The following is a 21,809-nucleotide window of genomic DNA, read 5'->3' as shown; positions in this document are numbered from 1 at the left end:
CCGCCGTAGCAATACCTGGAGAATAAAAGCATGTCTGGGAACGATCGCGAACCTATTGGGCGCAAAGGAAAAGCGCCAAAGCCGCCGCGCAGCACTGCGCGTCGGGGTCGCCGCAGGGAACTTGATGATGATATCGATCAGGACGATTTTGACGAAGAAGATGAGGAGAGTGGACCGGTGCCACCAAAAAGTAAAAAACGTCCGCCACGCGGCAAACGTCGCTGGTTAGGCTGGTTGATTAAACTCTTCCTGGTCTTTGTGGTGGTGATGGCTGCCTGGGGCGTCTATCTCGACTCGGAAATTCGCAGCCGCATCGACGGTAAAGTGTGGCAACTGCCTGCTGCCGTTTATGGCCGCATGGTCAGCCTCGAACCGGGCATGTCGTACGACAAAAAAGAGATGATTGCGCTGCTGGAAGGCACGCAGTATCGCGAAGTGTCGCGCATTACCCGTCCGGGCGAGTTTAGCGTCAAAGGCAACACCATTGATCTGCTGCGCCGTCCGTTTGATTTCCCGGACAGCAAAGAGGGGCAGATCAACGCGCGCCTGACCTTTAGCAACAATGAGCTGAGCGAGATTAAAAACCTCGATACCGGCCGCGATTTTGGCTTCTTCCGCCTCGATCCGCGCCTGATCACCATGTTGCAGTCGCCGAACGGTGAACAGCGTCTGTTCGTGCCGCGCGCCGGTTTTCCGGATCTGCTGGTGAGCACCTTGATCGCCACTGAAGACCGCCACTTCTACGAGCACGACGGCATTAGCCCGTATTCGATTGGTCGTGCGTTCCTCGCCAACATCACCGCCGGTAAAGCGGTGCAGGGCGGTAGTACGCTGACGCAGCAGCTGGTGAAAAACCTGTTCCTCACCAACGAGCGTTCGCTGTGGCGTAAAGCGCGTGAAGCCTATATGGCGGTGATCATGGATGCGCGCTACAGCAAAGATCGCATCCTTGAGCTGTATCTCAACGAGGTGTATCTCGGCCAGACCGGTAATGACCAGATCCGCGGTTTCCCGCTGGCGAGCCTTTACTACTTCGGTCGTCCGGTGGATGAGCTGAGCCTCGATCAGCAGGCGATGCTGGTCGGCATGGTGAAAGGCGCGTCGCTGTACAATCCGTGGCGTAACCCGAAACTGGCGCTGGAGCGACGTAATCTGGTGCTGCGTTTGTTGCAGCAGCAGAACGTCATCGATCAGGAACTGTATGACATGCTGTCGGCGCGTCCGCTTGGCGTGCAGCCAAAAGGCGGCGTGATCACGCCTCAGCCGGCATTTATGCAGATGGTGCGTAACGAGCTGCAGGCTAAGCTCGGCGACAAAATGAAAGATCTCTCCGGCGTGAAGATTTTCACCACGCTGGATGCGATTTCGCAGGATGCCGCAGAGAAAGCGGTGATTGAAGGCATTCCAACGCTGAAAAAACAGCGTGGCCTAAAAGATCTGGAAACCGCAATGGTGGTGGTGGATCGCTTCAGCGGTGAAGTGCGCGCCATGGTCGGCGGTGCCGATCCACAGTTTGCCGGTTACAACCGCGCGCTGCAGGCACGTCGTTCGATTGGCTCGCTGGCAAAACCGGCCACCTATCTCACCGCGCTGAGCCAGCCGAACAGCTATCGCCTCAACAGCTGGATCGCCGATGAACCGATTGCGCTGAAACAGCCGAATGGCACCATCTGGAAACCGATGAATGACGATCGTCGTTTCAGCGGCAAAGTGATGCTGGTGGATGCGCTGACCAACTCGATGAACGTGCCAACCGTCAACCTCGGTATGACGCTGGGACTGGATGCGGTGGTCGATACCTGGAACAAGCTCGGCGTGCCGAAAGATCAGCTGCATCCGGTGCCGTCAATGCTGCTCGGTGCGCTGAACCTGACGCCGATTGAAGTGGCGCAGGCGTTCCAGTCGATTGCCAGCGGCGGTAACCGCGCTGAGCTGTCGGCGGTGCGTTCGGTGATTGCGGAAGATGGCACGGTGCTGTATCAGAGCTATCCGCAGGCGCAGCGTGTTGAACCGGCGCAGGCGGCGTATCTGACGCTCTACACTATGCAGCAGGTCGCCGATCACGGTACCGCGCGTGCGCTGGGTGCGCGTTATCCTAAAGCGCATCTGGCAGGCAAAACCGGTACCACCAATGACCTGATCGATAGCTGGTTCGCCGGTATTGATGGCAAAGAAGTGGCGATTACCTGGGTTGGCCGCGATAACAACCAAACCTCGAAGCTGTACGGTGCCAGCGGTGCAATGCAGCTTTATCGTCGCTATCTCGACAACCAGGCGCCAATGCCGCTGGTGCTGACGCCGCCGGAAGATATCACGCAGATGAATATCGATTCTGCCGGTAACTTTATCTGCGGTACGGGCAGCAGCACATGGCGTTCGCTGCCGGTGTGGTCGCTGGATCCGAACGCGCTGTGTCAGCAGCAGCAAGAGCAGGTTCAGCAACAACAGCAGCAGTTGCAGCAGCAACAAGAGCAGCAACAGCAGCAACAACAGCAGCAGCAGCAGCCACAGAATGAGCAGAAAGATTCTGACGGCGTGGCGGGTTGGATTAAAGATATGTTCGGCAGCAAATAAGTTGCTGAGAAAACACAGGGCGCTGCGGCGCCCTTTTTCATGCTTAGGATTGGTTGAGGGGTCTTAGCGAGGCACAAATAATTTCAGCGATTTTTTCGCCTGCTGTTCTCTCCTCAATTTGCAGTTCTTCCCTCAGAACCCGTTCCCGAGTGGCTTTCATCGGATCGCGTCCGGCGACGATATTGTCGACAAAAGTAAAAATATCCTCCTCCTGCCAGGCCACGTCGTAGGCGTTATAGATGAAGTCAGCGGTGCGATTCAGGCCATAACAGCTTTCATGAGTCAGGTAGAGAATCGGTTTTTTCGACGGCAAATATTCGAATAAGAATGAACCCGCGTCAGCGAGCAGCGCATCCGAACGAGCAAACGTCTGTTTGTAATCATGTCCGCTATCCCACTCCACATTTGAACGATGTTTTGCGGCATCAAACAGTTGCTGATACAGGCTGCGCGCGGTTGCGCTGGCTTCCCCTATCCACTGACTCAGTAGCGGGTGAGGGCGAATGATCAAATGGATATCCGCACGCTCAATCAGCTTTAAAAAAGCGGCGCCGTAGAGCGTAAAAGTGGTAGACATTTTGCGACCGTCAGGCAGCACAAAATGCGGCGTCCAAAGCAACGTTTTGATCTTTGTGGGTGGCTTTTCGTCGGGCAGATGAAAGCGGCGCTGATAGTGGTCAAACTTGGGGTGACCCGTAACATAGACGTGGTTGTTGCCCGCGTCGCACTGAATACCAAACTCCGCTTTATGTCGCTCCGAGCGAGAAAAAATCCACGTCGCCAGATTTTGGCACAGCAAATTAAATTGATAGAGTTGGACCTCTTCACTGATGCCGCTATCGAGCGCATAAGGGATGTAAGCAATTTTCACGCCGCGCTCATGCAGGTAGTCGCTGCGAAAGGCTTCGGGGCGTGCTTCGTCGTAAGGGTTTTGCAAGAACACCACATCGGGCTGACGCTGCTCCAACTGATAGTCTTCAAATCCTGTGTAATCCAGCCCTCTTTCACGCAGAATCTCACGCTGAATATCGCCATTAACATCGCTCGCCTTCCAGTTCAGGTAAGGCACCACCACGATGCGGCAATCGAACGCGGGATTGGCCTGCATCGCCTCAATCACCGATTCAAAGTTCGTCCAACCCGGTGGCCACTGGAAGTAAAAGTCGACTTTAATGGGGCCTGAAGTGGAGGGTGTGAATTTGGCGGGCGCAACGATTTGACTCAACGGTTTTCTGAAGAGTGCGCGGTAATCTACCGTTCTATTTTCGATATCGCTTTTATCGAGCCGTTGTACACCGGCGTTGGGGAATACGCCCAGCCAAAGATCCTGCTGCATCAGGCTATTCCAGTGCACATCAAGGGCATATTGTGCCTGCGCACCACCTTGCAATTGCGCCTGCAGCGCCTCGCGATAGTTTTCAATCAGCCTGGTGTAATAGCGGTGATTCACGATATAGGCGCATGCACACCACGCGAAGTTAGCGCGCACGATATAGTCCACACTTTTTAACGGCGTGACGCGGCGATAATTGGCCGCCAGAAAAGCCACTTGCCAGTTGATTTGCGGCAGGGCGGCAAAGTAGCGGTTGAGATTGTCGAAGTTCTTCTGGCTTTCATTGAAGCTAAAATCATCCTCCAGAATCAGCACGCGCTCCCAGCCGTTATCGCGTGCCATCTCCAGCGCGGCGATATGCGATTGCGTGCAGCCGATGTAGCCCTTTTCATGCTTGATCGCGTCCAGGCGAATGACTTTTTCAGCGGTTAAACCCAGCTTTTTAAGTTGTTTAGTGATGCGGGTTAATCGGTCTTTGCGTTTCTTCAAATTGATAAAGATAACGCGATCAACAATGTTCCAGTTTATAGCGGTCATGACTGTGTCTGCAGGAAGGAGAATGCAGGAGATAAGCAATTAGCGGGCCATTTTTTTAAATTTATGATTTTACTCGTTATCGTTGGTTTGATGCTCTGTCGGGATGAAATAAACTTCCTCTGTGCGGCAATGCAATTTCCCGATTGCCGGCCTCCGCTCCTTTTATTGCTCATTTATTATTTGCGATCATGAATATGCGCGATCTGGCTGTAAACGCCGCGCTTACAGGCATTAATCGTTGCGAATATGACGCTATTTCGCCTAAAATCCGTGCGTCATAATAATCATTCTCGTTTGTATTCGCCTGCATCGACTTTTTTCGAGAGACCTCACTTATGAATACGCGAAACACTAATCCTTGTTTCTTACGCCCGCGTTCGCTGGCTTGGTTTATTTCACTGACTATGGGTACGTTCAGCGTGCAGGCGTTGGCAGAAGATACCGTGGTGGTTAGCGCCGATGGCGGCAGCGGTGTCGAGCAAGAGAGAGCGTGGGGCCCGTCGCCAACCATTGCGGCCAAACGCAGCGCCACCGGCACCAAAACCGATACGCCGATTGAGAAGAACCCGCAGTCAATCTCGGTAGTCACGCAGGAAGAGATGGCGATGAAAAACGTCACCAGCGTGAAAGGGGCTTTCAACTACACGCCAGGCGTGTTGACCGGTAACCGCGGTAGCTCCAATGTTATCGATGCGCTCTCTATTCGCGGCTTCAGCGAAACCAACACCAACCAATATCTTGATGGCCTGAAACTGCAGGGTGATAACTACTCTGAGTTTGCTATCGATCCCTATTTCCTTGAACGCGCCGAACTGTTGCGCGGTCCGGTTTCGGTGCTGTACGGCAAGAGCAATCCGGGCGGCGTGGTGTCGCTGGTGAGTAAGCGTCCGACGCAGGAGACGCTGCGTGAAGTGCAGTTCCAGATGGGCACAAACAATCAGTTCTCCACGGGTTTCGATTTCGGCGGCTCGCTGGATGATGACGGCGTTTACAGCTATCGCCTGACCGGTCTCGCGCGTAGCGCCGATGCGCAGCAGGATATGAACAAAGAGAAGCGCTACACCATTGCGCCATCATTCAGCTGGCGTCCGGATGAGAATACGCGTTTCGATTTGCTAACCTACTTCCAGAACGAACCGGAAACCGGCTATTACGGCTGGTTGCCGCGTCAGGGCACTGTGGTGGGCATCACGCGTCCTGATGGCAGCAGTTACAAGCTGCCAACTAACTTTGATGAAGGCGAAGACAGCAACAAAATTTCGCGCAACACCAGGATGGTGGGCTACAACTTCGAGCACAGTTTCAATGACACCTGGACGGTGCGGCAGAATTTGCGCTATGCGGATCTGAGAACGGATTATCGCAGCATTTATGGCAATGGTTTTAATGCCGCAACACAGCAAATCACCCGCGGTTCAGCGGTTTCTGATGAAAAGCTCAACCAGTTTGCAGTCGATAACCAGGCGCAGGCCAAATTCACCACCAGTCAAATTGATCACACACTGTTGCTGGGTGTCGATTTCCAGCGCACGCGTAATGATATTGATGCGCAATTTGGTACCGCATCACCGCTGAATGCCTTTAATCCACAATATGGCGACGACAGCGTGACGCCGTTCCCTAATCCTTATCAGCACCTCAATAAGCAGCGCCAAACCGGTTTATACGCGCAGGATCAGATGGAGTGGAACCGCTGGGTGTTAACCCTCGGCGGTCGTTATGATTACGCGATGAACTCGGTCTATGATCGCGTAGCCAATAGCGTTGATCGCCAGAACGATCAGGCTTTCACCTGGCGTGGCGGGCTGAACTATGTGTTTGATAACGGTATCGCACCTTACTTCAGCTACAGCGAAGCCTTCATTCCGAACTCAGGTTCAACTTATGATGGTCAAGCCTTTGATCCTTCCCGCGCGAAGCAGTATGAAGCCGGTGTGAAATACGTTCCTAAAGATCGTCCGGTGGTGTTGACGGCGGCGGTGTATCAGCTGACCAAAACCAAAAACCTGACGGCCGATCCGGATACCCTTAACCACCCAAATGCCAGCATTCAGAGTGGTGAAATCCGCTCGCGTGGCGTGGAGCTGGAAGCCAAAGCCGCGCTGAATGCCAACATCAATATGACCGCGTCTTATACCTACACTGATGCGGAATACACCGAAGACACTAACCTGAAAGGCAAAACGCCGGTGCAGGTGCCGAAGCATATGGCATCGCTGTGGAGTGATTACACCTTCCATGAAACGGCGCTGTCGGGCGTGACCGTGGGTGCAGGTGTACGTTATGTCGGCGAGAGCAAAGGGTTGTACGCCAGCGGCGACGATGTGAACCAAAACTTCGACGTAGCCGGTTACACCACCGTTGATGCCGCGCTGAAATACGACCTCGCACGCTTTGGCATGCCGGGCTCCACCATCGGCGTTAACGTCAATAACCTCTTTGATCGTGAATACGTCGCCAGCTGCTACCGCGACTACGCCTGCTACTGGGGCGCTGAGCGTCAGATTGTCGGTACTGCGACTTTCCGTTTCTAATCGTGTTACGCAGGTCGCCATCAATGGCGACCTACAGATTAACCAGGGATTATCATGCAGCATCCGCACCACGCAGAAACCACCTTCAGGCTGGATAACGTCAGTTTTCGTGTGCCAGGCCGCACGCTTCTGCATCCGCTGTCTCTTACCTTTGCACCGGGCAAAGTCACCGCGCTGATTGGTCACAATGGTTCTGGCAAATCCACGCTGCTGAAAATGCTCGGTCGTCACCATGCGGCGAGTGAAGGGCGCGTGTTGCTGAATGAGGACGCGGTAGATAACTGGGGCAGCAAAGATTTTGCGCGTCAGGTGGCGTATCTGCCGCAGCAACTGCCCGCGGCGGAAGGCATGACGGTGCGCGAGCTGGTGGCGATTGGCCGCTATCCGTGGCACGGCGCGCTGGGCCGCTATGGTCAGGAAGATCGCGATCGGGTGGAAGAGGCGATTACGCTGGTGGGATTAAAGCCTTTTGCCGGGCGTCTGGTGGATAGCCTTTCTGGCGGCGAGCGCCAGCGTGCCTGGCTGGCGATGCTGGTGGCGCAGAACAGTCGCTGCCTGTTGCTGGATGAACCGACCTCGGCGCTGGATATCGCCCATCAGGTTGATGTGCTGGCGCTGATTCAGCGTCTCAGCCGCGAACGTGGGCTGACGGTGATTGCGGTGCTGCACGATCTCAACATGGCAGCACGCTATTGCGATCGTCTGGTGGCATTGCGCGGTGGCGAAGTGATTGCCGAAGGAGGCCCCGAGGTGATCATGCAGGCCGATGTGCTGGGCAACATTTACGGTATTCCGATGGGCATTTTGCCGCATCCGCTTGGCGGCGCGCCCGTCAGTTTCGTTTATTAAGGCCTCGCCATGTTCGACATTTCTCGCCGCCGCCTGCTGACGGCGCTGGCACTTTCCCCGTTGATGTCCGCGTTGCCGCTGCGTGCCGCCATACCGGATGCGCAGCGCATTCTGGCGCTGGAGTGGCTGCCGGTGGAGCTGCTGATGGCGCTCGGCGTGACGCCACTCGGGGTGGCCGACATGCACAACTACAACATTTGGGTTGGCGATCCGCAGCTGCCGTCCAGCGTTATCGATCTTGGCTTACGCACCGAACCCAATCTGGAGCTGATGACGCAGCTCGAACCTTCACTCATCCTGCACTCCAATGGTTATGGTCCGGCGCTGGATAAGCTGCAGCGCATCGCGCCAACCATGGGTTTTGACCTCAACAGCGGCGACGGCAAACCGCTCAGCACCGCGCGTCACTCATTACAGGCGCTCGGCGCGCGTCTTGGCCGTGAAGCGCAGGCCGTGCAGCATCTGCAGTATGTGGATGAGCAGCTGGCGGCGGCGCGTGAACGCCTCAGGCCGTGGGCCGATCGTCCGGTGCTGCTGATGTCGCTGATGGACAGCCGCCACGCGATTACCTTCGGTAAAAACAGTTTGTTCCTTGAGGTAATGGAGATCCTTGGCTTGAGCAATGCCTGGCAGGGCGAAACCAACTTCTGGGGCAGTGCAGTCGTTGGGCTGGAGCGGCTGGCGGAAGTGGGTGATGTGCAGGTGATCTGCTTCGATCACGATAACGATCGCGATATGCAGCAGGTGATGGCCACCGCGCTGTGGCAGGCGCTGCCGTTTGTGCGCGCGCAGCGTTTCCAGCGCGTGCCGGCGGTATGGTATTACGGCGCGACCTCTTCGGCGCTGAAATTTGTCCGCGTGCTGGAACACGCGCTGGAGTCGCACTGATGCGCAATCGTCTTTTTCCCGTCGCGCTATTGAGTACGGTGTTTCTGCTGGCGCTGGCCTTAACCGTGATCAATCTGCGCCAGGCGCTGCCTATCGATCAATGGTCGCAGGCGTTTTTTGCGCCTGACGTCAACAACATCCAGCAAGTGGTGTTTCATCACAGTTTGCTGTCGCGACTGGCGCTGTCGCTGCTGGTTGGCGCGGGCCTTGGCCTCGCCGGTTTGCTGTTTCAGCAGGTGCTGCGCAATCCGCTGGCGGAACCCACCACGCTTGGCGTGTCGTCGGGCGCTCAACTGGGGATTACCGTCGCGACGTTATGGCATTTGCCGGGCGGCGAGTTCACGCAGCAGTTTGCGGCGATGGGCGGCGCGGTAATTGTCGGTATTCTGGTATTCGGCGTGGCCTGGGGCAAACGTCTGTCGCCGGTGACACTGATTCTGGCTGGGCTGGTGCTGAGTTTGTACGCCGGTTCGGTGAATCAAATCTTCGCGATCTTCAATCACGATCAGTTGCAGAACATGTTCCTGTGGAGCACCGGCGCGCTCAACCAGCTGGATGGACACAATGTGGCGCAGCTGTGGCCGCGTCTGCTGCTGGCGTTTGTGGTGGCGCTGGCGCTGCTGCGTCCGCTGACGCTGATGGGGCTCGACGATGGCGTAGCAAAAAACCTCGGTCTGGCGCTGTCGGCGGCACGTATTGCTGCGCTGGCGCTGGCGATTTTACTTAGCGCGCAACTGGTCAATGTTGCAGGCATCATCGGCTTTATCGGCCTGTTCGCGCCGCTGCTGGCGAAGATGCTCGGCGGGCGTCGCCTGATGAGCCGCATGATGTTGGCGCCGCTGATCGGTGCGCTGCTGCTGTGGCTGGCCGATCAGTGCGTGCTATGGCTGACCAGCCACTGGCGTGAAGTGTCTACCGGCACGGCGACCGCGCTAATCGGCGTGCCGATTCTGCTTTGGTTGCTGCCGCGCCTGCGTACCGGATCGGTACCGCCAGCGCTAAATCAGGGCGATAGCGTGCCGGCTGAGCGGCAGAAGGTCTTACGCTGGTGTTTGATCGGATTGCTGATTCTGGGCGTATTGAGTTGGGTTGGTATTACCTTTGGCCGCGATGCGCACGGCTTTGCGTGGGTGGGCGGCGATATGCTGCAGCAGCTGCTGCCGTGGCGCGCACCGCGCGTATTGGCCGCGCTGATGGTGGGCATGATGCTCGGCGTGGCGGGTGCGCTGATTCAGCGGCTTACCGGTAATCCGATGGCGAGCCCGGAAGTGTTGGGCATTAGCTCGGGTGCAGCGTGCGGCGTGGTGGTGATGATGTTCTTCGTGCCGGGCGATGCGGTGGCGTGGCTGTTGCCTGCCGGTGCGCTGGGTGCGGCGTTGACGCTTATGATTATTATGCTGGTGGCGAGTCGCGGCGGCTTTTCGCCAGAACGCATGTTGCTGGCGGGCATGGCGCTTAACAGCGCGTTTGTCACGCTTTTGATGGTGCTGCTGGCCAGCGGCGATCCGCGCATGGCGGGCTTGCTGAGCTGGATCTCCGGTTCAACCTACAACATCAATATGCAGCAGGCCGTGCAAAGCGCGGTGGTGGGTGTGGTGCTGATTTCGCTGGCGCCGCTGGCAAGTCGCTGGTTGACGCTATTGCCACTCGGCAGCGCTACCGCGCGTTCAGCGGGCATGGCGCTCACTACCTCGCGCCTCAGCCTGCTGCTGCTGGCGGCGGCATTAACCGCCACGGCAACCTTGACCATCGGGCCGCTGAGCTTTATCGGGCTGATGGCGCCGCATATCGTGCGCATGCTCGGGTTCCGCCGTGCATTACCACAGGTGTTGATGGCCGGTTTGTTGGGCGGCGGCTTGATGATTTTCGCCGACTGGTGCGGCAGGATGCTGGCGTTTCCGGATCAAATTCCAGCCGGGTTGATGGCGACCTTCTTTGGTGCGCCGTATTTTATCTGGCTGTTGCGGCGGGCGTAATCAGGGTAACCCGGAATGGCGACTCCACAACGACGGTAGAGTGCGCCATTCAGGCGGTTTTAAAGTTTCGCGAAGCTGCGGCGTGCCGCATCGATGGTGCGTTGGATATCTTCTTTACTGTGCGCCAGCGACATAAAGCCTGCTTCAAAAGCAGATGGCGCAAGGTAAACGCCTTCTTCCAGCATCAGGTGGAAGAAACGCTTAAAGCGCTCAACGTCACACTGAGTGACGTCTTGATAGCAGGTCACTTCATCGGCATCAGTGAAGAAAATCCCGAACATACCGCCCACGTGGTTGATCACCAGCGGAATATTTTCGGCTTTCGCTGCGGCCAGCAGGCCTTGTGCTAACTGCGTGGTCAGATCGGTCAACGTGCTGTGGGTGCCTGGCTGCGCAATTTGCGACAGACACGCGAAGCCCGCCGCCATGGCAATCGGGTTACCGGACAAGGTACCGGCCTGATAAACCGGACCGGTTGGTGCCAGCGCATCCATCACATCACGACGACCACCAAAGGCACCGACCGGCATGCCGCCGCCGATGATTTTACCGAGACAGGTCAGGTCTGGCGTCACGTCGTAATAGGCCTGAGCACCGCCTAATGCAACACGGAAGCCGGTCATCACTTCGTCGATAATCAGCAGCGCACCGAATTCGTCACACAGCGTACGCAGGCCTGGCAGGAAGTCTGGCTGCGGTGGAATGCAGTTCATGTTGCCCGCTACCGGCTCAACGATGATGCAGGCAATATCCTCAGGATACTGTTCGAAAGCCGCACGCACGGTGCTGAGATCGTTATAGGTGCAGGTCAGCGTGTGCTTAGCGAAATCGGCCGGTACGCCCGGCGAGTTTGGCTGGCCGAGCGTCAGCGCGCCGGAGCCGGCTTTCACCAGGAGGCAGTCGGCGTGGCCGTGATAGCAACCTTCGAATTTGATGATTTTGTCGCGATGGGTGAAGCCGCGCGCCAGGCGAATGGCGCTCATGGTGGCTTCGGTGCCGGAGTTAACCATGCGCACCATGTCCATGCTGGGCACCAGCTCGCACACCAGCTCGGCCATTTTCACTTCCATCTCGGTTGGCGCGCCGAAGCTCAGACCGCGCGCAGCCGCTTCAACCACCGCGTTACGGATGTTGGCGTTGTTATGACCCAGCACCATCGGGCCCCACGAACCGACATAATCGATATAGCCTTTGCCGTCGGCGTCATACAGATACGCACCGTCAGCGCGTTCGATGAACAGCGGCACACCGCCCACACCGGTAAATGCACGTACCGGGGAGTTCACACCGCCGGGGATCAGGCGTTGCGCTGCGGCATACAGGTTTTCTGACTTACTCATTGTTCTGCTCCTGCTGTTCGGGAAAAAATCTGGCGCCATTCTACGGGAATAACGGCTTGCGCTAAAGTTTAGGGTATATACTTTCCTGCGCATGCGGCGGCACGCAGTGTCAAGCGTGAGACTTGATTGCACTGGACGGCTGGCAGATAATAGCGAGATTAAGGTCGTTTTCTGACCTCGACGTTTACCCGGAGTAAAAGATGAGTGACGACTTAACAGCGCTGCCTTTGCAATTCACTGATGCAGCAGCAAAAAAAGTAAAAAACCTGATTTCTGATGAAGAGAATCCCGCGCTGAAATTGCGCGTTTATATTACCGGCGGCGGTTGCAGCGGTTTCCAGTACGGCTTCACGTTTGACGATCAAATGAATGACGGTGACATGACCATCGAGAAACAAGGCGTGGCGCTGGTGGTGGATCCGATGAGCCTGCAATATCTGGTGGGCGGTTCCGTGGATTACACCGAAGGCCTGGAAGGTTCACGTTTTATCGTGACCAACCCGAATGCCAAAACCACCTGCGGTTGTGGTTCTTCCTTCAGCATCTAATGCTGCTTCTGGCTGCCGTTCTGGTAGCCAGATTCCTACCATTCAATAGTCACTAAACGCGCAGATTCACGGCGTTTAGCATCGCGTTTTAATACTCGTTCGGTAATGCGCGGCTGCGCGCTAAAGTGACGTCCACAATCTACTTTTGGCAGAGAGTGTTCACTCTGGCGTGAGATATCGCAACGCGAGAATAACGTTAAGGTAGCGGCGATAGAGCCGGTCGACGTGGCCGCACTCAGAGGTGCAGCGATCACGAGCCCTATGGCCAGCAGCAGTGCTCTGGTCATGAATAGTTCCTGGTGAAGACAAAATTGCGCTTAGCGCTAAAAATGGGCACAGAGCATACGTGGCCGCTGTGCCTTGTATTATGATTTACGACAATTTATGCCGAATCTTTAATCTTTATTAGTGCTTTTTTTCGTCGGATGTAAATCTGCACACAGCTGTTTCGCTGCCAGCAGCATGCGAGGCCCCGGACGGCTCAGCCAGTCGTCATTGATGGCGATCACCGGCACATCCAATTGCGGCTGCCAATATTGCGCGATGCTGGCGGCCCGAGCGGCATCACCCCCGATCACAATCGCCTGCGGATGGCGCATCAGCACCTGTTCGCGGCTCACCTGCGGCCAGCTAACGCTGCTATCGGCAAAAATATTCCTGCCGCCGCACAGCTCAATGACCTGGTTTTGCATGGTGTTACGCGAAGCCGTAAACAGCGGCTGCTGACCAAACTGCAAAAACAGCGGCAGCGGCGTACTTTGCTGATACTGCTTGCGCAGCTCCGCTTCCTGCGCGCGTAATGCCTGCGCCGCATCGATGGCTTGCTGCGGCTGCGGACTCCAGCGCTGTAACGCCGCCAGCGCATCGATCATTTGGTCAATGGTTTGCGGATCGATCCACTCAACCTTGACCCCGAAACGCTGCAGCTGTTCAATTTGCCGCTGTGGATTACCGCCGCGCCACGCCAGTACCACATCCGGCTTCAGTTGCAGAATGCGTTCCACTTTAATGCCTTGCCAGTTCGCCACTTGTTCCAGCGCGTTGGCCTGCGCGGGATAATCGGAGAAGGCGCTGACGGCGAGCGGCGTAATGCCTGCGGCGAAGGCCAGTTCCGTCAGATGGGGCGAAAGGGTGATGACGCGCGGCGCGGCGGCGAACAGGCTGTTGCACAGCAGCAACAGCCCAAGCAGCAGGATTTTAGCCACGCGCCAGCTGAACCAACAGGTTTTCAACCATCAGTGAAGATTGTTTTGCCGCAACACTGAGGAACTCATCGAAGCTGAGGTGTGATTCCTGATCGGCAACGTCAGAAATGGCGCGCACCACCACAAATGGCACCTTGAACTGATGGCAAACGTGACCAATTGCGGTCGCTTCCATCTCCACCGCAATCGCCTGCGGGAAGGTGGTGCGGATGCGTTCCAGCGGTGCAGCGCCGTTGATAAACGCATCGCCGCTCACTACCAAACCGCGTACCGCGTTGAGGTCGAGCTGCTTGATAACCCTTTCAGCGGCGGCAATCAGTTTGTCATCCGCCACGAAAGCGGCGGGGCAGCTGGCCATCTGGCCTGGCTCGTAACCGAAGGCGGTGACGTCGGCATCGTGATAGCGCACTTCATCCGACACCACGATATCGCCCACTTTCAGCGTTGGCGCCAATCCGCCGGCAGAACCGGTGTTGATTACCACATCCGGCTTGCACAGCTGAAGCAGCAAGGTGGTACCGAGCGCGGCGGCCACTTTGCCGATGCCTGATTTCAGCAGCGCCACCTCAACACCATTCAGCGTGCCGGTGTAAAATTCGCAGCCGGCCAGCGTCAGTGTCTGGCGGTTTTCGATTTTGTCACGCAGCAGTGTAACTTCCTGCTCCATCGCGCCAATAATGCCTACTTTCATAAGAATCTCGCTAATTTAATGGATGTAACCCGCAAAAGTGAGGCATAGTCTAACATGGCTGATTGAGGAAGAATTCACGAAAAAATAAGGGGTAATTATGGCGACGATCAATTTCAGGAAGAAGATCAGTTTCACCCGCCCTTATACCAGCCGCAAAGATCCCGAAGGGGAATACTTTATTACCCGCCACTTTGAAAGCGATCGCGGACGTATTATTAACTCCGCCGCCATTCGTCGTCTGCAACAGAAAACCCAGGTATTCCCGCTCGAGCGCAATGCGGCGGTGCGTTCGCGTCTAACGCACTCGCTGGAAGTGCAGCAAACCGGGCGATATATCACCAAAGAGATTCTGCAATCGCTGAAAACCCAGGGCGGCGGGCTGGCGAATTATGGGCTGGATGAGTTTGAAGGTGCCTTCGAAAGCCTGATTGAGATGGCCTGTTTACTGCACGATGTCGGCAATCCGCCGTTTGGTCATTTTGGCGAGGCGGCGATCAATGACTGGTTCGACGAAAATCTGCCTGCCGAGCTGGTCGATCCGCTGGTGGCGGGCGTTGCCGATGAGGCTGAGCGCGCCGCTTTTGACCAGTTGAATGCAATGATTCGTCAAGATTTATGCCATTTCGAGGGTAACGCGCAGGCGATTCGCCTGGTGCATACGCTGCTGCAACTCAATCTCAGCTATGCGCAGGTCGCCTGTATTTTGAAATATACCGCGCCCGCATGGTGGCAAGGCGATAAACCGGCTGAATTTAGCGTATTAATGAAAAAGCCGGGCTTCTATTTATCTGAGCGAGAATATGTGGCTGAGCTGCGTGAAGCGACCAATATTAAACAGCACCATCGTTTCCCGCTTACCTGGATAATGGAAGCCGCCGACGATATCTCTTATTGCATTGCCGATTTGGATGACGCCGTAGAAAAAGACATCTTCCATGTGGAAACGTTGTATAAGCATTTATTGGATGCCTGGGGCGCGGTAAAAAACGGCGATGTTTTCAGCCGTACTATCGGTGATGCCTGGAAAGAGGCTAATCAGAAAAAACGCCGCAGTATCAGCGATCAATTCTTTATGTCATTGCGGGTTAACGTGCAAAACGTGCTGGTTAGCCATGCGGTTAAGCGTTTCATCGACAACTTACCGGCTATTTTCGAAGGCGATTTTAATCACGCTTTACTGGAAGATGATGGTGAAGAAGGTCGCTTGCTAAAACTATTTAAAACGGTTGCGCGTCAGCAGGTGTTTAATCATCCGGAAGTTGAACAACTGGAATTGCAGGGTTATCGGGTAATTAAAGGTTTGCTCGAAATATATCAGTCACTGCTGTTGCTGGATTACGAGCAATTTACCACCTTGATGAACGAGGATTTTCTGGCAAAGCATCCGATTGAAACCCGCTTGTTTCATAAGCTTTCTGGCAAACATCGAAAGGCCTATCAACAACACATGCGCTCATTAATTGTTGAGCATAAATATCAGCGCTTGTTGTGGGAACGTTATTATCGTGCGCGTCTGATTCAGGACTACATTAGTGGGATGACGGACAATTATGCCTGGGACGAATATCGTCGTTTAATGGCGGTTGAATAAGCGCACAATTGTAAAGATGAAGAACAATTTTTTACCTTTACCTAAAACTTTATTAGGAACTTCGCGCTAAAAACTTAATCTCACCATCACGACCACAGCAATGGTCTGGCCGTAATTCTTAGAGAGACACAGATAAATGAAAAAAAACACAATTATGCTGGCGTTGGCGCTGAGTTTCGGCGCGGCGACGCTGAGCCCTGTGAGTGTATTTGCCGCAGAGACCGCTTCTTCTTCCAGCCAGCAGTTGCCAAGCCTGGCACCCATGCTGGAAAAAGTCATGCCTTCCGTGGTGAGTATCAGTGTGGAAGGCTCGACGACGGTTAAAACGCCGCGTATGCCGCAGCAGTTCCAGCAATTCTTTGGTGATAATTCTCCGTTCTGCCAGGACGGTTCACCGTTCCAAAGCTCACCCATGTGTCAAAACGGCGGTGGTGACGGCGGCGCGGATGGCGGTGCTAACGCGCAGAAACAGCAGTTCCGTGCGCTGGGTTCCGGCGTGGTAATTAACGCGGATAAAGGCTATGTGGTGACCAACAACCACGTGGTGGATAACGCGACCAAAATCCAGGTGCAGCTCAGCGATGGACGTCGTTACGACGCCAAAGTGATCGGTAAAGATCCACAATCAGATATCGCGCTGATTCAGCTGCAGGATGCGAAAAACCTCACCGCAATTAAGATTGCCGACTCCGACAACCTGCGCGTCGGTGATTACACCGTGGCGATTGGTAACCCGTACGGCCTTGGCGAAACGGTGACTTCGGGGATTGTTTCGGCGCTGGGCCGCAGCGGCCTGAACGTTGAAAATTACGAAAACTTCATCCAGACCGATGCGGCGATTAACCGTGGTAACTCCGGTGGCGCATTGGTAAACCTTAACGGCGAGCTGATCGGGATTAACACCGCGATTCTGGCGCCGGACGGCGGCAACATCGGTATCGGCTTTGCCATTCCAAGTTCAATGGTGAAAAACCTTACCGCGCAGATGGTGGAGTACGGTCAGGTGAAACGCGGCGAGCTGGGCATTATGGGCACCGAGCTGAACTCAGAGCTGGCGAAAGCGATGAAAGTCGATGCGCAGCGCGGCGCCTTTGTTAGCCAGGTATTGCCGAACTCTGCTGCGGCGAAAGCCGGCGTGAAAGCGGGTGACGTGGTGGTGTCGATGAACGGTAAAGCGCTGACCAGCTTTGCAGCGCTGCGTGCCGAAGTCGGCTCGCTGCCGGTCGGTACCAAGCTGCAGCTGGGCCTGCTGCGCGAAGGCAAACCGGTGAACGTCACCGTTGAACTGCAGCAGAGCTCGCAGGATAAAGTGCAGTCCGCCACCATTTACACAGGTATTGAAGGTGCCGATCTCAGCAATATTGATACCAACGGCCAGAAAGGCGTGCGCGTCGATAGCGTCAAGCCTGGCAGCGCAGCGGCGCGAATTGGCTTGAAGAAAGGTGACGTGATTCTGGGTGTCAACCAGCAAGCCGTAGCTAATCTTGGCGAGCTGCGTAAAGTGCTCGACACCAAACCTTCGGTGCTGGCACTGAACGTGCAGCGCGGTGACAGCAGCCTGTATCTGCTGATGCAGTAAGTTTCAGGTTGTTGATAACAGGCGAGCTTTGGCTCGCCTTTTTTGTGTCTGTGCAAATGTCCGGTACTGAATGTGACGCTTACCGCAAATCCCGCATAATCCCGCTGGCTATGTGCAGTTGCACAATGTCAGCGCCGTAACGGATGCGTATTCTGTCTGTTCGTCCTTATCTCCGGAGTGTTTGATGGCCACCTATCATCTCGATGCGCGACTGGCTCAGGATATTGTTGCCCGCACCATGCAAATTATTGACAGCAATGTCAACGTGATGGATGCGCGTGGTCGCATCATCGGCAGTGGCGATCGTGAGCGCATTGGCGAATTGCACGAAGGCGCGCTTTTGGTGTTGTCACAAGGGCGCGTGGTAGACATCGACGAAGCGGTGGCAAAACATCTGCACGGCGTGCGTCCTGGCATCAATTTGCCGCTGCGCATTGATGGCGATATCGTCGGCGTGATCGGTTTGACCGGCCAACCGGCAACGCTGCGTCACTACGGCGAATTGGTGTGTATGACCGCCGAAATGATGCTGGAACAGGCGCGTTTGTTACACATGCTGGCGCAGGATAGCCGCTTGCGAGAAGAGCTGGTGCTGAATCTGGTGCGCAGCGAAACCTTATCGCCAGCGCTCAGCGAATGGGCGCAGCGGCTCGGCATCGATCTCAATCAACCGCGCGTGGTGGCGGTGGTGGAAGTGGACAGCGGCCAGCTAGGCGTTGATAGCGCCATGTCTGAGCTGCAACAGCTGCAAACGCTGCTGACCACGCCGGAACGCGACAACCTGATTGCGATTGTTTCACTCACCGAAATGGTGGTGCTGAAACCGGCACTGAATGCGCATGGCCGCTACGATCAGGACGATCATCGCCGCCGCGTGGATCAACTGCTGCAACGCATGAAGGAGAGCGGCCAGGTGCGAATGCGCATCGCGCTCGGCAACTACTTTACCGGTCCCGGCAGCATCGCACGTTCGTACCGCACCGCGCGTACCACCATGATGGTGGGCAAACAGCGCATGCCGGAACAGCGCAGCTATTTTTATCAGGATCTGGTGCTGCCGGTGCTGCTCGACAGTTTACGCGGCGGCTGGCAGGCCAACGAACTGGCACGCCCGCTGGCAAAGCTGAAAAGCATGGATAACAATGGCTTGCTGCGACGCACGCTGGTGGCGTGGTTCAGCCACAACGTGCAACCCAGCGCTACGGCACGCGCGCTGTTCATTCATCGCAACACGCTGGAGTATCGCCTCAACCGTATTTCCGAGCTTACCGGGCTCGATCTGGGCAATTTTGACGATCGCTTGCTGCTGTACGTGGCGCTTCAACTGGATGAGCAAAGTTAATGAGAAACCTGTGGATTGCGTTGCTGTGGCTGTATAGCGCGCTAAGTTTGGCTAACGATCCGGCCTTTCTCTCATTAAACGATCTGCAGAAAGTTAAGCAGCAGCTGGCACATCATCAGGCCGCGCCGCCAACGCTCGACGCCTGGCATCAGCTTAAACAGCAAGCGGATAACGCGCTACAACACCCCAATCCCAGCGTCACCGATAAAGGTATGATGCCGCTGAGCGGCTCGAAGCAGGATTATTTAAGCCTGAGCGCCTATTGGTGGCCGGACGCCAGCAGCGCCGACGGCCTGCCGTGGCAGCGTCGTGATGGCGAAGTGAATCCTGCCAGTAAGAATGATCAAAGTGATGGCGTGCGGCTGGCGCGCTTTACCGCCGATTTTCAGGCGCTGACGCTGGCCTGGTATTTATCTGGCAATCAACGTTATGCCGACAAAGCGCTGGCGATGATGCGTCACTGGTTTATCAATCCCACCAGCCGTATGCACCCTAATCTTAACTTTGCTCAAGGCATTCCGGGCCGATCCGCGGGCCGCCATGATGGCGTGCTCGATGGGCGCTACTTTGCCACGCGCGTGGTGGATGCGCTGACTTTGCTACGCAATGCGCCCGGTTGGCAGCCTGCCGATCAGCAAGCGATGCAGCAGTGGTTTAGCGAGTATCTGCACTGGCTGCGGCACAATCCGCTAGCACTGCAAGAAGCGGCGGCGGTGAATAATCATGGCAGTTGGTATTGCACGCAGGTGGCGGGAATCGCGTGGTATCTGGGCGATCGTGAGACAGTCACAGCGATGGTAGAGTTGGCGCGCAATAAAATTGCGCTGCAAATTCGTGCCGATGGCAGCCAGCCCGCAGAGTTAGCGCGCACGCGATCCTTCCATTACAGCTACTTCAATCTGCAGGCGCTTAGCGCATTGGCGCAGCTAGCCGGTAAAGCAGGGTTAGGCGATTTATGGCATAGCCAGCAGCCAGGCGGATCGTTGCTGGCAGCGCTCGACATGATGGCGCCGTACAGCGATGCCGCTAAAGTCTGGCCGTGGAAAAACCGCGATCGCGTGAGCCAGCGCATCATTCCGCTGCTTTCAATGGCCGATAACAGCCTGCAGCAGCCGCGTTATCAACAGTGGATCATGCAGACGCATTGGAAAGATCAAAAGAGTGGGGCGGTGAGGCAGGCACAGCGTGATACCTGGCTGCTTTCGCTGCCTTATCAGCAGCCATAAAAAAAGGCCAGCATCGGCTGGCCTGTTATTTAAAGCGCGAAATTAACGGTTGTTGCGGGTCAGCTGATCAAGGTCTGATTCGATTTCAGCGATCTTGTTCGAAACCACGCTTTCCAGATGGCGCAGATCCGCCAGAATTTTGCGCTTCAGATCCACTTCAACCTGGTCGCGCTGGCAAATCTGGTCCAGCTCATCGATCACATAACGCAGGTTCGGGCTGATTTCCTGCACTTCTTTGTAACCCTGGCTGGTGTGATCGGCGACAACGGTTTTGCGCTGACGTGGATATTTGAATTTCACGCTTTTAGCAAAGAATTCACCTTTGTCTTTGCGGAAGTAGATTTTAAGAATGTCGTTGTTAGCTTCCTGACGCAGGCTGTAACGGTCGATGTCGTCAGGGTTGCTGATACCTAAGCTTTTCAGGTTGTCGTACATAGCGTTTATATTCCATCTAAGAGTGGGTGAGCGCGCAGGACTATCATCATCATTCGGGATGCAGCAGAAACGCGGCAACCGGAACGCTTACGGCATACTTAATCAACTGTAGACACAAAAACCGGGATGAACAGTGCGCGACCGGAGTTAACTTGGCGCGGATTATGAACTGTTTGAAAAATAAACGCACGTGTTAATTCGCGGCGCGAAACAGGTAATTCTGGCGGGAGTGTAAACAAATAATTACGGGCCTGTAGGCAGGCCCGTCGGGAAGATCTTCAGGCAGGAGAAGCTCAGTCGATGCTGCGCAGCAGTTCGTTAATGCCTGTTTTGCTGAGCGTTTTAGCGTCAACTTTCTTCACGATTACCGCGCAGTACAGGCTGTAGCTACCATCTTTAGACGGCAGATTACCGGAAACCACCACGGAACCCGCAGGTACGCGGCCGTAATGCACTTCGCCGGTTTCGCGGTCAAAGATTTTGGTGCTCTGGCCGATGTAAACGCCCATGGAGATCACGGAACCTTCTTCGACGATCACGCCTTCAACGATTTCTGAACGTGCGCCAATGAAGCAGTTATCTTCGATGATGGTTGGGTTAGCCTGCAGCGGCTCCAGCACGCCACCGATGCCCACGCCGCCTGACAGGTGGACGTTTTTACCGATCTGCGCGCAAGAACCCACAGTCGCCCAGGTATCAACCATGGTGCCTTCATCAACGTAAGCGCCGATGTTGACGTAGGAAGGCATCAGCACGGTATTACGTGCGATGAATGCGCCCTGACGCACGGCAGCAGGTGGCACAACGCGGAAACCGGCGTTTTTAAAACGCGCTTCATCCCAGCCAGCAAACTTCATTGGCACTTTGTCGTAGAAGCGGGTTTCAGAACCTTCCATGACCTGATTGTCGTTGATGCGGAACGACAACAGCACTGCTTTCTTCAGCCACTGATGCGTTACCCACTCACCGTTGATCTTTTCAGACACGCGCAGTTCACCGCTATCCAGCAGGCCAATAACCTGGGTGATAGCATCGCGGGTCGCGCTGTCTACGCTAGATGGCGTGATGTCGGCGCGGCGCTCAAAGGCAGATTCGATAACGCTCTGTAACTGTTGCATAATGATTTCCTAAGTCTGTAATACGGGTGCCAGCATCGCACTG

17 protein-coding genes are annotated in these 21,809 nt (G+C 55.6%); 10 read left to right on the top strand and 7 right to left on the bottom strand.

Features of this window, described 5'->3' with window-relative positions:
- The first annotated feature begins 30 nt into the window (after positions 1-30).
- Positions 31-2,574, top strand: a complete 2,544-nt coding sequence (mrcB, locus tag Q3H59_RS16505) for a bifunctional glycosyl transferase/transpeptidase (protein WP_309835888.1) — start codon at positions 31-33, stop codon at positions 2,572-2,574.
- Between the two features lie 43 nt (positions 2,575-2,617).
- On the opposite strand, the gene Q3H59_RS16500 is transcribed toward mrcB, so the two are convergent.
- Positions 2,618-4,444: a glycosyltransferase family 25 protein gene (locus Q3H59_RS16500; protein ID WP_309835886.1), complete on the bottom strand. Its 1,827-nt coding sequence runs from the start codon at positions 4,442-4,444 to the stop codon at positions 2,618-2,620.
- Between the two features lie 335 nt (positions 4,445-4,779).
- Here Q3H59_RS16500 and fhuA point away from each other — a divergent pair, with 335 nt between their 5' ends.
- The 4 genes from fhuA to fhuB are packed head-to-tail and all read left to right on the top strand — an operon-like array spanning position 4,780 to position 10,691.
- The gene (gene fhuA / locus Q3H59_RS16495; protein ID WP_309835884.1) at positions 4,780-6,978 is read left to right on the top strand and encodes a ferrichrome porin FhuA; all 2,199 of its coding nucleotides are present in this window, start codon (positions 4,780-4,782) and stop codon (positions 6,976-6,978) included.
- A 54-nt stretch (positions 6,979-7,032) separates the two neighbouring features.
- Positions 7,033-7,827 (top strand): Fe3+-hydroxamate ABC transporter ATP-binding protein FhuC, encoded by a 795-nt coding sequence (fhuC, locus tag Q3H59_RS16490; protein ID WP_007888799.1) that lies wholly within the window; start codon positions 7,033-7,035, stop codon positions 7,825-7,827.
- 9 nt (positions 7,828-7,836) lie between these two features.
- Positions 7,837-8,715 carry a Fe(3+)-hydroxamate ABC transporter substrate-binding protein FhuD gene (gene fhuD, locus Q3H59_RS16485; protein WP_222234368.1) on the top strand — a complete coding sequence of 293 codons (879 nt, stop codon included), beginning with the start codon at positions 7,837-7,839 and terminating at the stop codon, positions 8,713-8,715.
- Positions 8,715-10,691, top strand: coding sequence for a Fe(3+)-hydroxamate ABC transporter permease FhuB (gene fhuB / locus Q3H59_RS16480; RefSeq protein ID WP_280172473.1), 1,977 nt, complete (start codon positions 8,715-8,717; stop codon positions 10,689-10,691). The genes fhuD and fhuB overlap by 1 nt, the downstream gene beginning before the upstream one ends.
- A 59-nt stretch (positions 10,692-10,750) precedes the next feature.
- On the opposite strand, the gene hemL is transcribed toward fhuB, so the two are convergent.
- On the bottom strand, positions 10,751-12,031 hold the full coding sequence (hemL, locus tag Q3H59_RS16475; protein WP_192412339.1) for a glutamate-1-semialdehyde 2,1-aminomutase: 1,281 nt from the start codon (positions 12,029-12,031) through the stop codon (positions 10,751-10,753).
- A gap of 200 nt (positions 12,032-12,231) precedes the next feature.
- On the opposite strand from hemL, the gene erpA reads away from it, so the two are divergent.
- Positions 12,232-12,579, top strand: a complete 348-nt coding sequence (erpA, locus tag Q3H59_RS16470) for an iron-sulfur cluster insertion protein ErpA (RefSeq protein ID WP_280172474.1) — start codon at positions 12,232-12,234, stop codon at positions 12,577-12,579.
- A 35-nt stretch (positions 12,580-12,614) separates the two neighbouring features.
- On the opposite strand, the gene Q3H59_RS16465 is transcribed toward erpA, so the two are convergent.
- The 3 genes from Q3H59_RS16465 to mtnN all read right to left on the bottom strand — a co-directional run bounded on the left by Q3H59_RS16465 (position 12,615) and on the right by mtnN (position 14,475).
- Positions 12,615-12,866: a hypothetical protein gene (locus Q3H59_RS16465; protein WP_101762055.1), complete on the bottom strand. Its 252-nt coding sequence runs from the start codon at positions 12,864-12,866 to the stop codon at positions 12,615-12,617.
- 108 nt (positions 12,867-12,974) lie between these two features.
- Positions 12,975-13,784 (bottom strand): vitamin B12 ABC transporter substrate-binding protein BtuF, encoded by an 810-nt coding sequence (gene btuF, locus Q3H59_RS16460; RefSeq protein WP_280172475.1) that lies wholly within the window; start codon positions 13,782-13,784, stop codon positions 12,975-12,977.
- Positions 13,777-14,475 (bottom strand): 5'-methylthioadenosine/S-adenosylhomocysteine nucleosidase, encoded by a 699-nt coding sequence (gene mtnN, locus Q3H59_RS16455; protein WP_280172476.1) that lies wholly within the window; start codon positions 14,473-14,475, stop codon positions 13,777-13,779. The genes btuF and mtnN overlap by 8 nt, the downstream gene beginning before the upstream one ends.
- A gap of 97 nt (positions 14,476-14,572) precedes the next feature.
- On the opposite strand from mtnN, the gene dgt reads away from it, so the two are divergent.
- From dgt to Q3H59_RS16435, 4 genes are all read left to right on the top strand, one after another.
- Positions 14,573-16,066 carry a dGTPase gene (gene dgt, locus Q3H59_RS16450; protein WP_192412335.1) on the top strand — a complete coding sequence of 498 codons (1,494 nt, stop codon included), beginning with the start codon at positions 14,573-14,575 and terminating at the stop codon, positions 16,064-16,066.
- Positions 16,067-16,202: 136 nt separating this feature from the next.
- The gene (degP, locus tag Q3H59_RS16445) at positions 16,203-17,645 is read left to right on the top strand and encodes a serine endoprotease DegP (protein ID WP_101762052.1); all 1,443 of its coding nucleotides are present in this window, start codon (positions 16,203-16,205) and stop codon (positions 17,643-17,645) included.
- Between the two features lie 184 nt (positions 17,646-17,829).
- The gene (locus Q3H59_RS16440; RefSeq protein WP_061718082.1) at positions 17,830-18,987 is read left to right on the top strand and encodes a CdaR family transcriptional regulator; all 1,158 of its coding nucleotides are present in this window, start codon (positions 17,830-17,832) and stop codon (positions 18,985-18,987) included.
- Positions 18,987-20,213 (top strand): alginate lyase family protein, encoded by a 1,227-nt coding sequence (locus Q3H59_RS16435; protein ID WP_192412333.1) that lies wholly within the window; start codon positions 18,987-18,989, stop codon positions 20,211-20,213. Before Q3H59_RS16440 ends, Q3H59_RS16435 begins: the two co-directional genes overlap by 1 nt.
- 42 nt (positions 20,214-20,255) lie before the next feature.
- Here the strand turns inward: Q3H59_RS16435 and Q3H59_RS16430 are convergent, their stop codons facing one another.
- Complete coding sequence (locus Q3H59_RS16430; RefSeq protein WP_007893894.1) at positions 20,256-20,648, bottom strand: DUF3461 family protein; 393 nt, start codon at positions 20,646-20,648, stop codon at positions 20,256-20,258.
- A 293-nt stretch (positions 20,649-20,941) separates the two neighbouring features.
- A complete protein-coding gene (dapD, locus tag Q3H59_RS16425) occupies positions 20,942-21,766 on the bottom strand; it encodes a 2,3,4,5-tetrahydropyridine-2,6-dicarboxylate N-succinyltransferase (RefSeq protein WP_008108489.1) in 825 nt (274 codons plus the stop codon).
- Positions 21,767-21,809: the final 43 nt, after the last annotated feature.

Origin of the sequence: Pantoea sp. SORGH_AS_0659 (assembly GCF_031453915.1) — a bacterium.
GTDB lineage: Bacteria > Pseudomonadota > Gammaproteobacteria > Enterobacterales > Enterobacteriaceae > Pantoea > Pantoea leporis.
Note: the sequence above shows the minus strand (reverse complement) of the source record. Positions and strands in the feature narration are given on the sequence as shown.

Bases quoted from the DNA above. Each gene is read 5' to 3' on its own strand.
- mrcB (WP_309835888.1), top strand. From the start codon at position 31: ATGTCTGGGAACGATCGCGAACCTATTGGGCGCAAAGGAAAAGCGCCA.
- Q3H59_RS16500 (WP_309835886.1), bottom strand. From the start codon at position 4,444: ATGACCGCTATAAACTGGAACATTGTTGATCGCGTTATCTTTATCAAT.
- fhuA (WP_309835884.1), top strand. From the start codon at position 4,780: ATGAATACGCGAAACACTAATCCTTGTTTCTTACGCCCGCGTTCGCTG.
- fhuC (WP_007888799.1), top strand. From the start codon at position 7,033: ATGCAGCATCCGCACCACGCAGAAACCACCTTCAGGCTGGATAACGTC.
- fhuD (WP_222234368.1), top strand. From the start codon at position 7,837: ATGTTCGACATTTCTCGCCGCCGCCTGCTGACGGCGCTGGCACTTTCC.
- fhuB (WP_280172473.1), top strand. From the start codon at position 8,715: ATGCGCAATCGTCTTTTTCCCGTCGCGCTATTGAGTACGGTGTTTCTG.
- hemL (WP_192412339.1), bottom strand. From the start codon at position 12,031: ATGAGTAAGTCAGAAAACCTGTATGCCGCAGCGCAACGCCTGATCCCC.
- erpA (WP_280172474.1), top strand. From the start codon at position 12,232: ATGAGTGACGACTTAACAGCGCTGCCTTTGCAATTCACTGATGCAGCA.
- Q3H59_RS16465 (WP_101762055.1), bottom strand. From the start codon at position 12,866: ATGACCAGAGCACTGCTGCTGGCCATAGGGCTCGTGATCGCTGCACCT.
- mtnN (WP_280172476.1), bottom strand. From the start codon at position 14,475: ATGAAAGTAGGCATTATTGGCGCGATGGAGCAGGAAGTTACACTGCTG.
- dgt (WP_192412335.1), top strand. From the start codon at position 14,573: ATGGCGACGATCAATTTCAGGAAGAAGATCAGTTTCACCCGCCCTTAT.
- degP (WP_101762052.1), top strand. From the start codon at position 16,203: ATGAAAAAAAACACAATTATGCTGGCGTTGGCGCTGAGTTTCGGCGCG.
- Q3H59_RS16440 (WP_061718082.1), top strand. From the start codon at position 17,830: ATGGCCACCTATCATCTCGATGCGCGACTGGCTCAGGATATTGTTGCC.
- Q3H59_RS16435 (WP_192412333.1), top strand. From the start codon at position 18,987: ATGAGAAACCTGTGGATTGCGTTGCTGTGGCTGTATAGCGCGCTAAGT.
- Q3H59_RS16430 (WP_007893894.1), bottom strand. From the start codon at position 20,648: ATGTACGACAACCTGAAAAGCTTAGGTATCAGCAACCCTGACGACATC.
- dapD (WP_008108489.1), bottom strand. From the start codon at position 21,766: ATGCAACAGTTACAGAGCGTTATCGAATCTGCCTTTGAGCGCCGCGCC.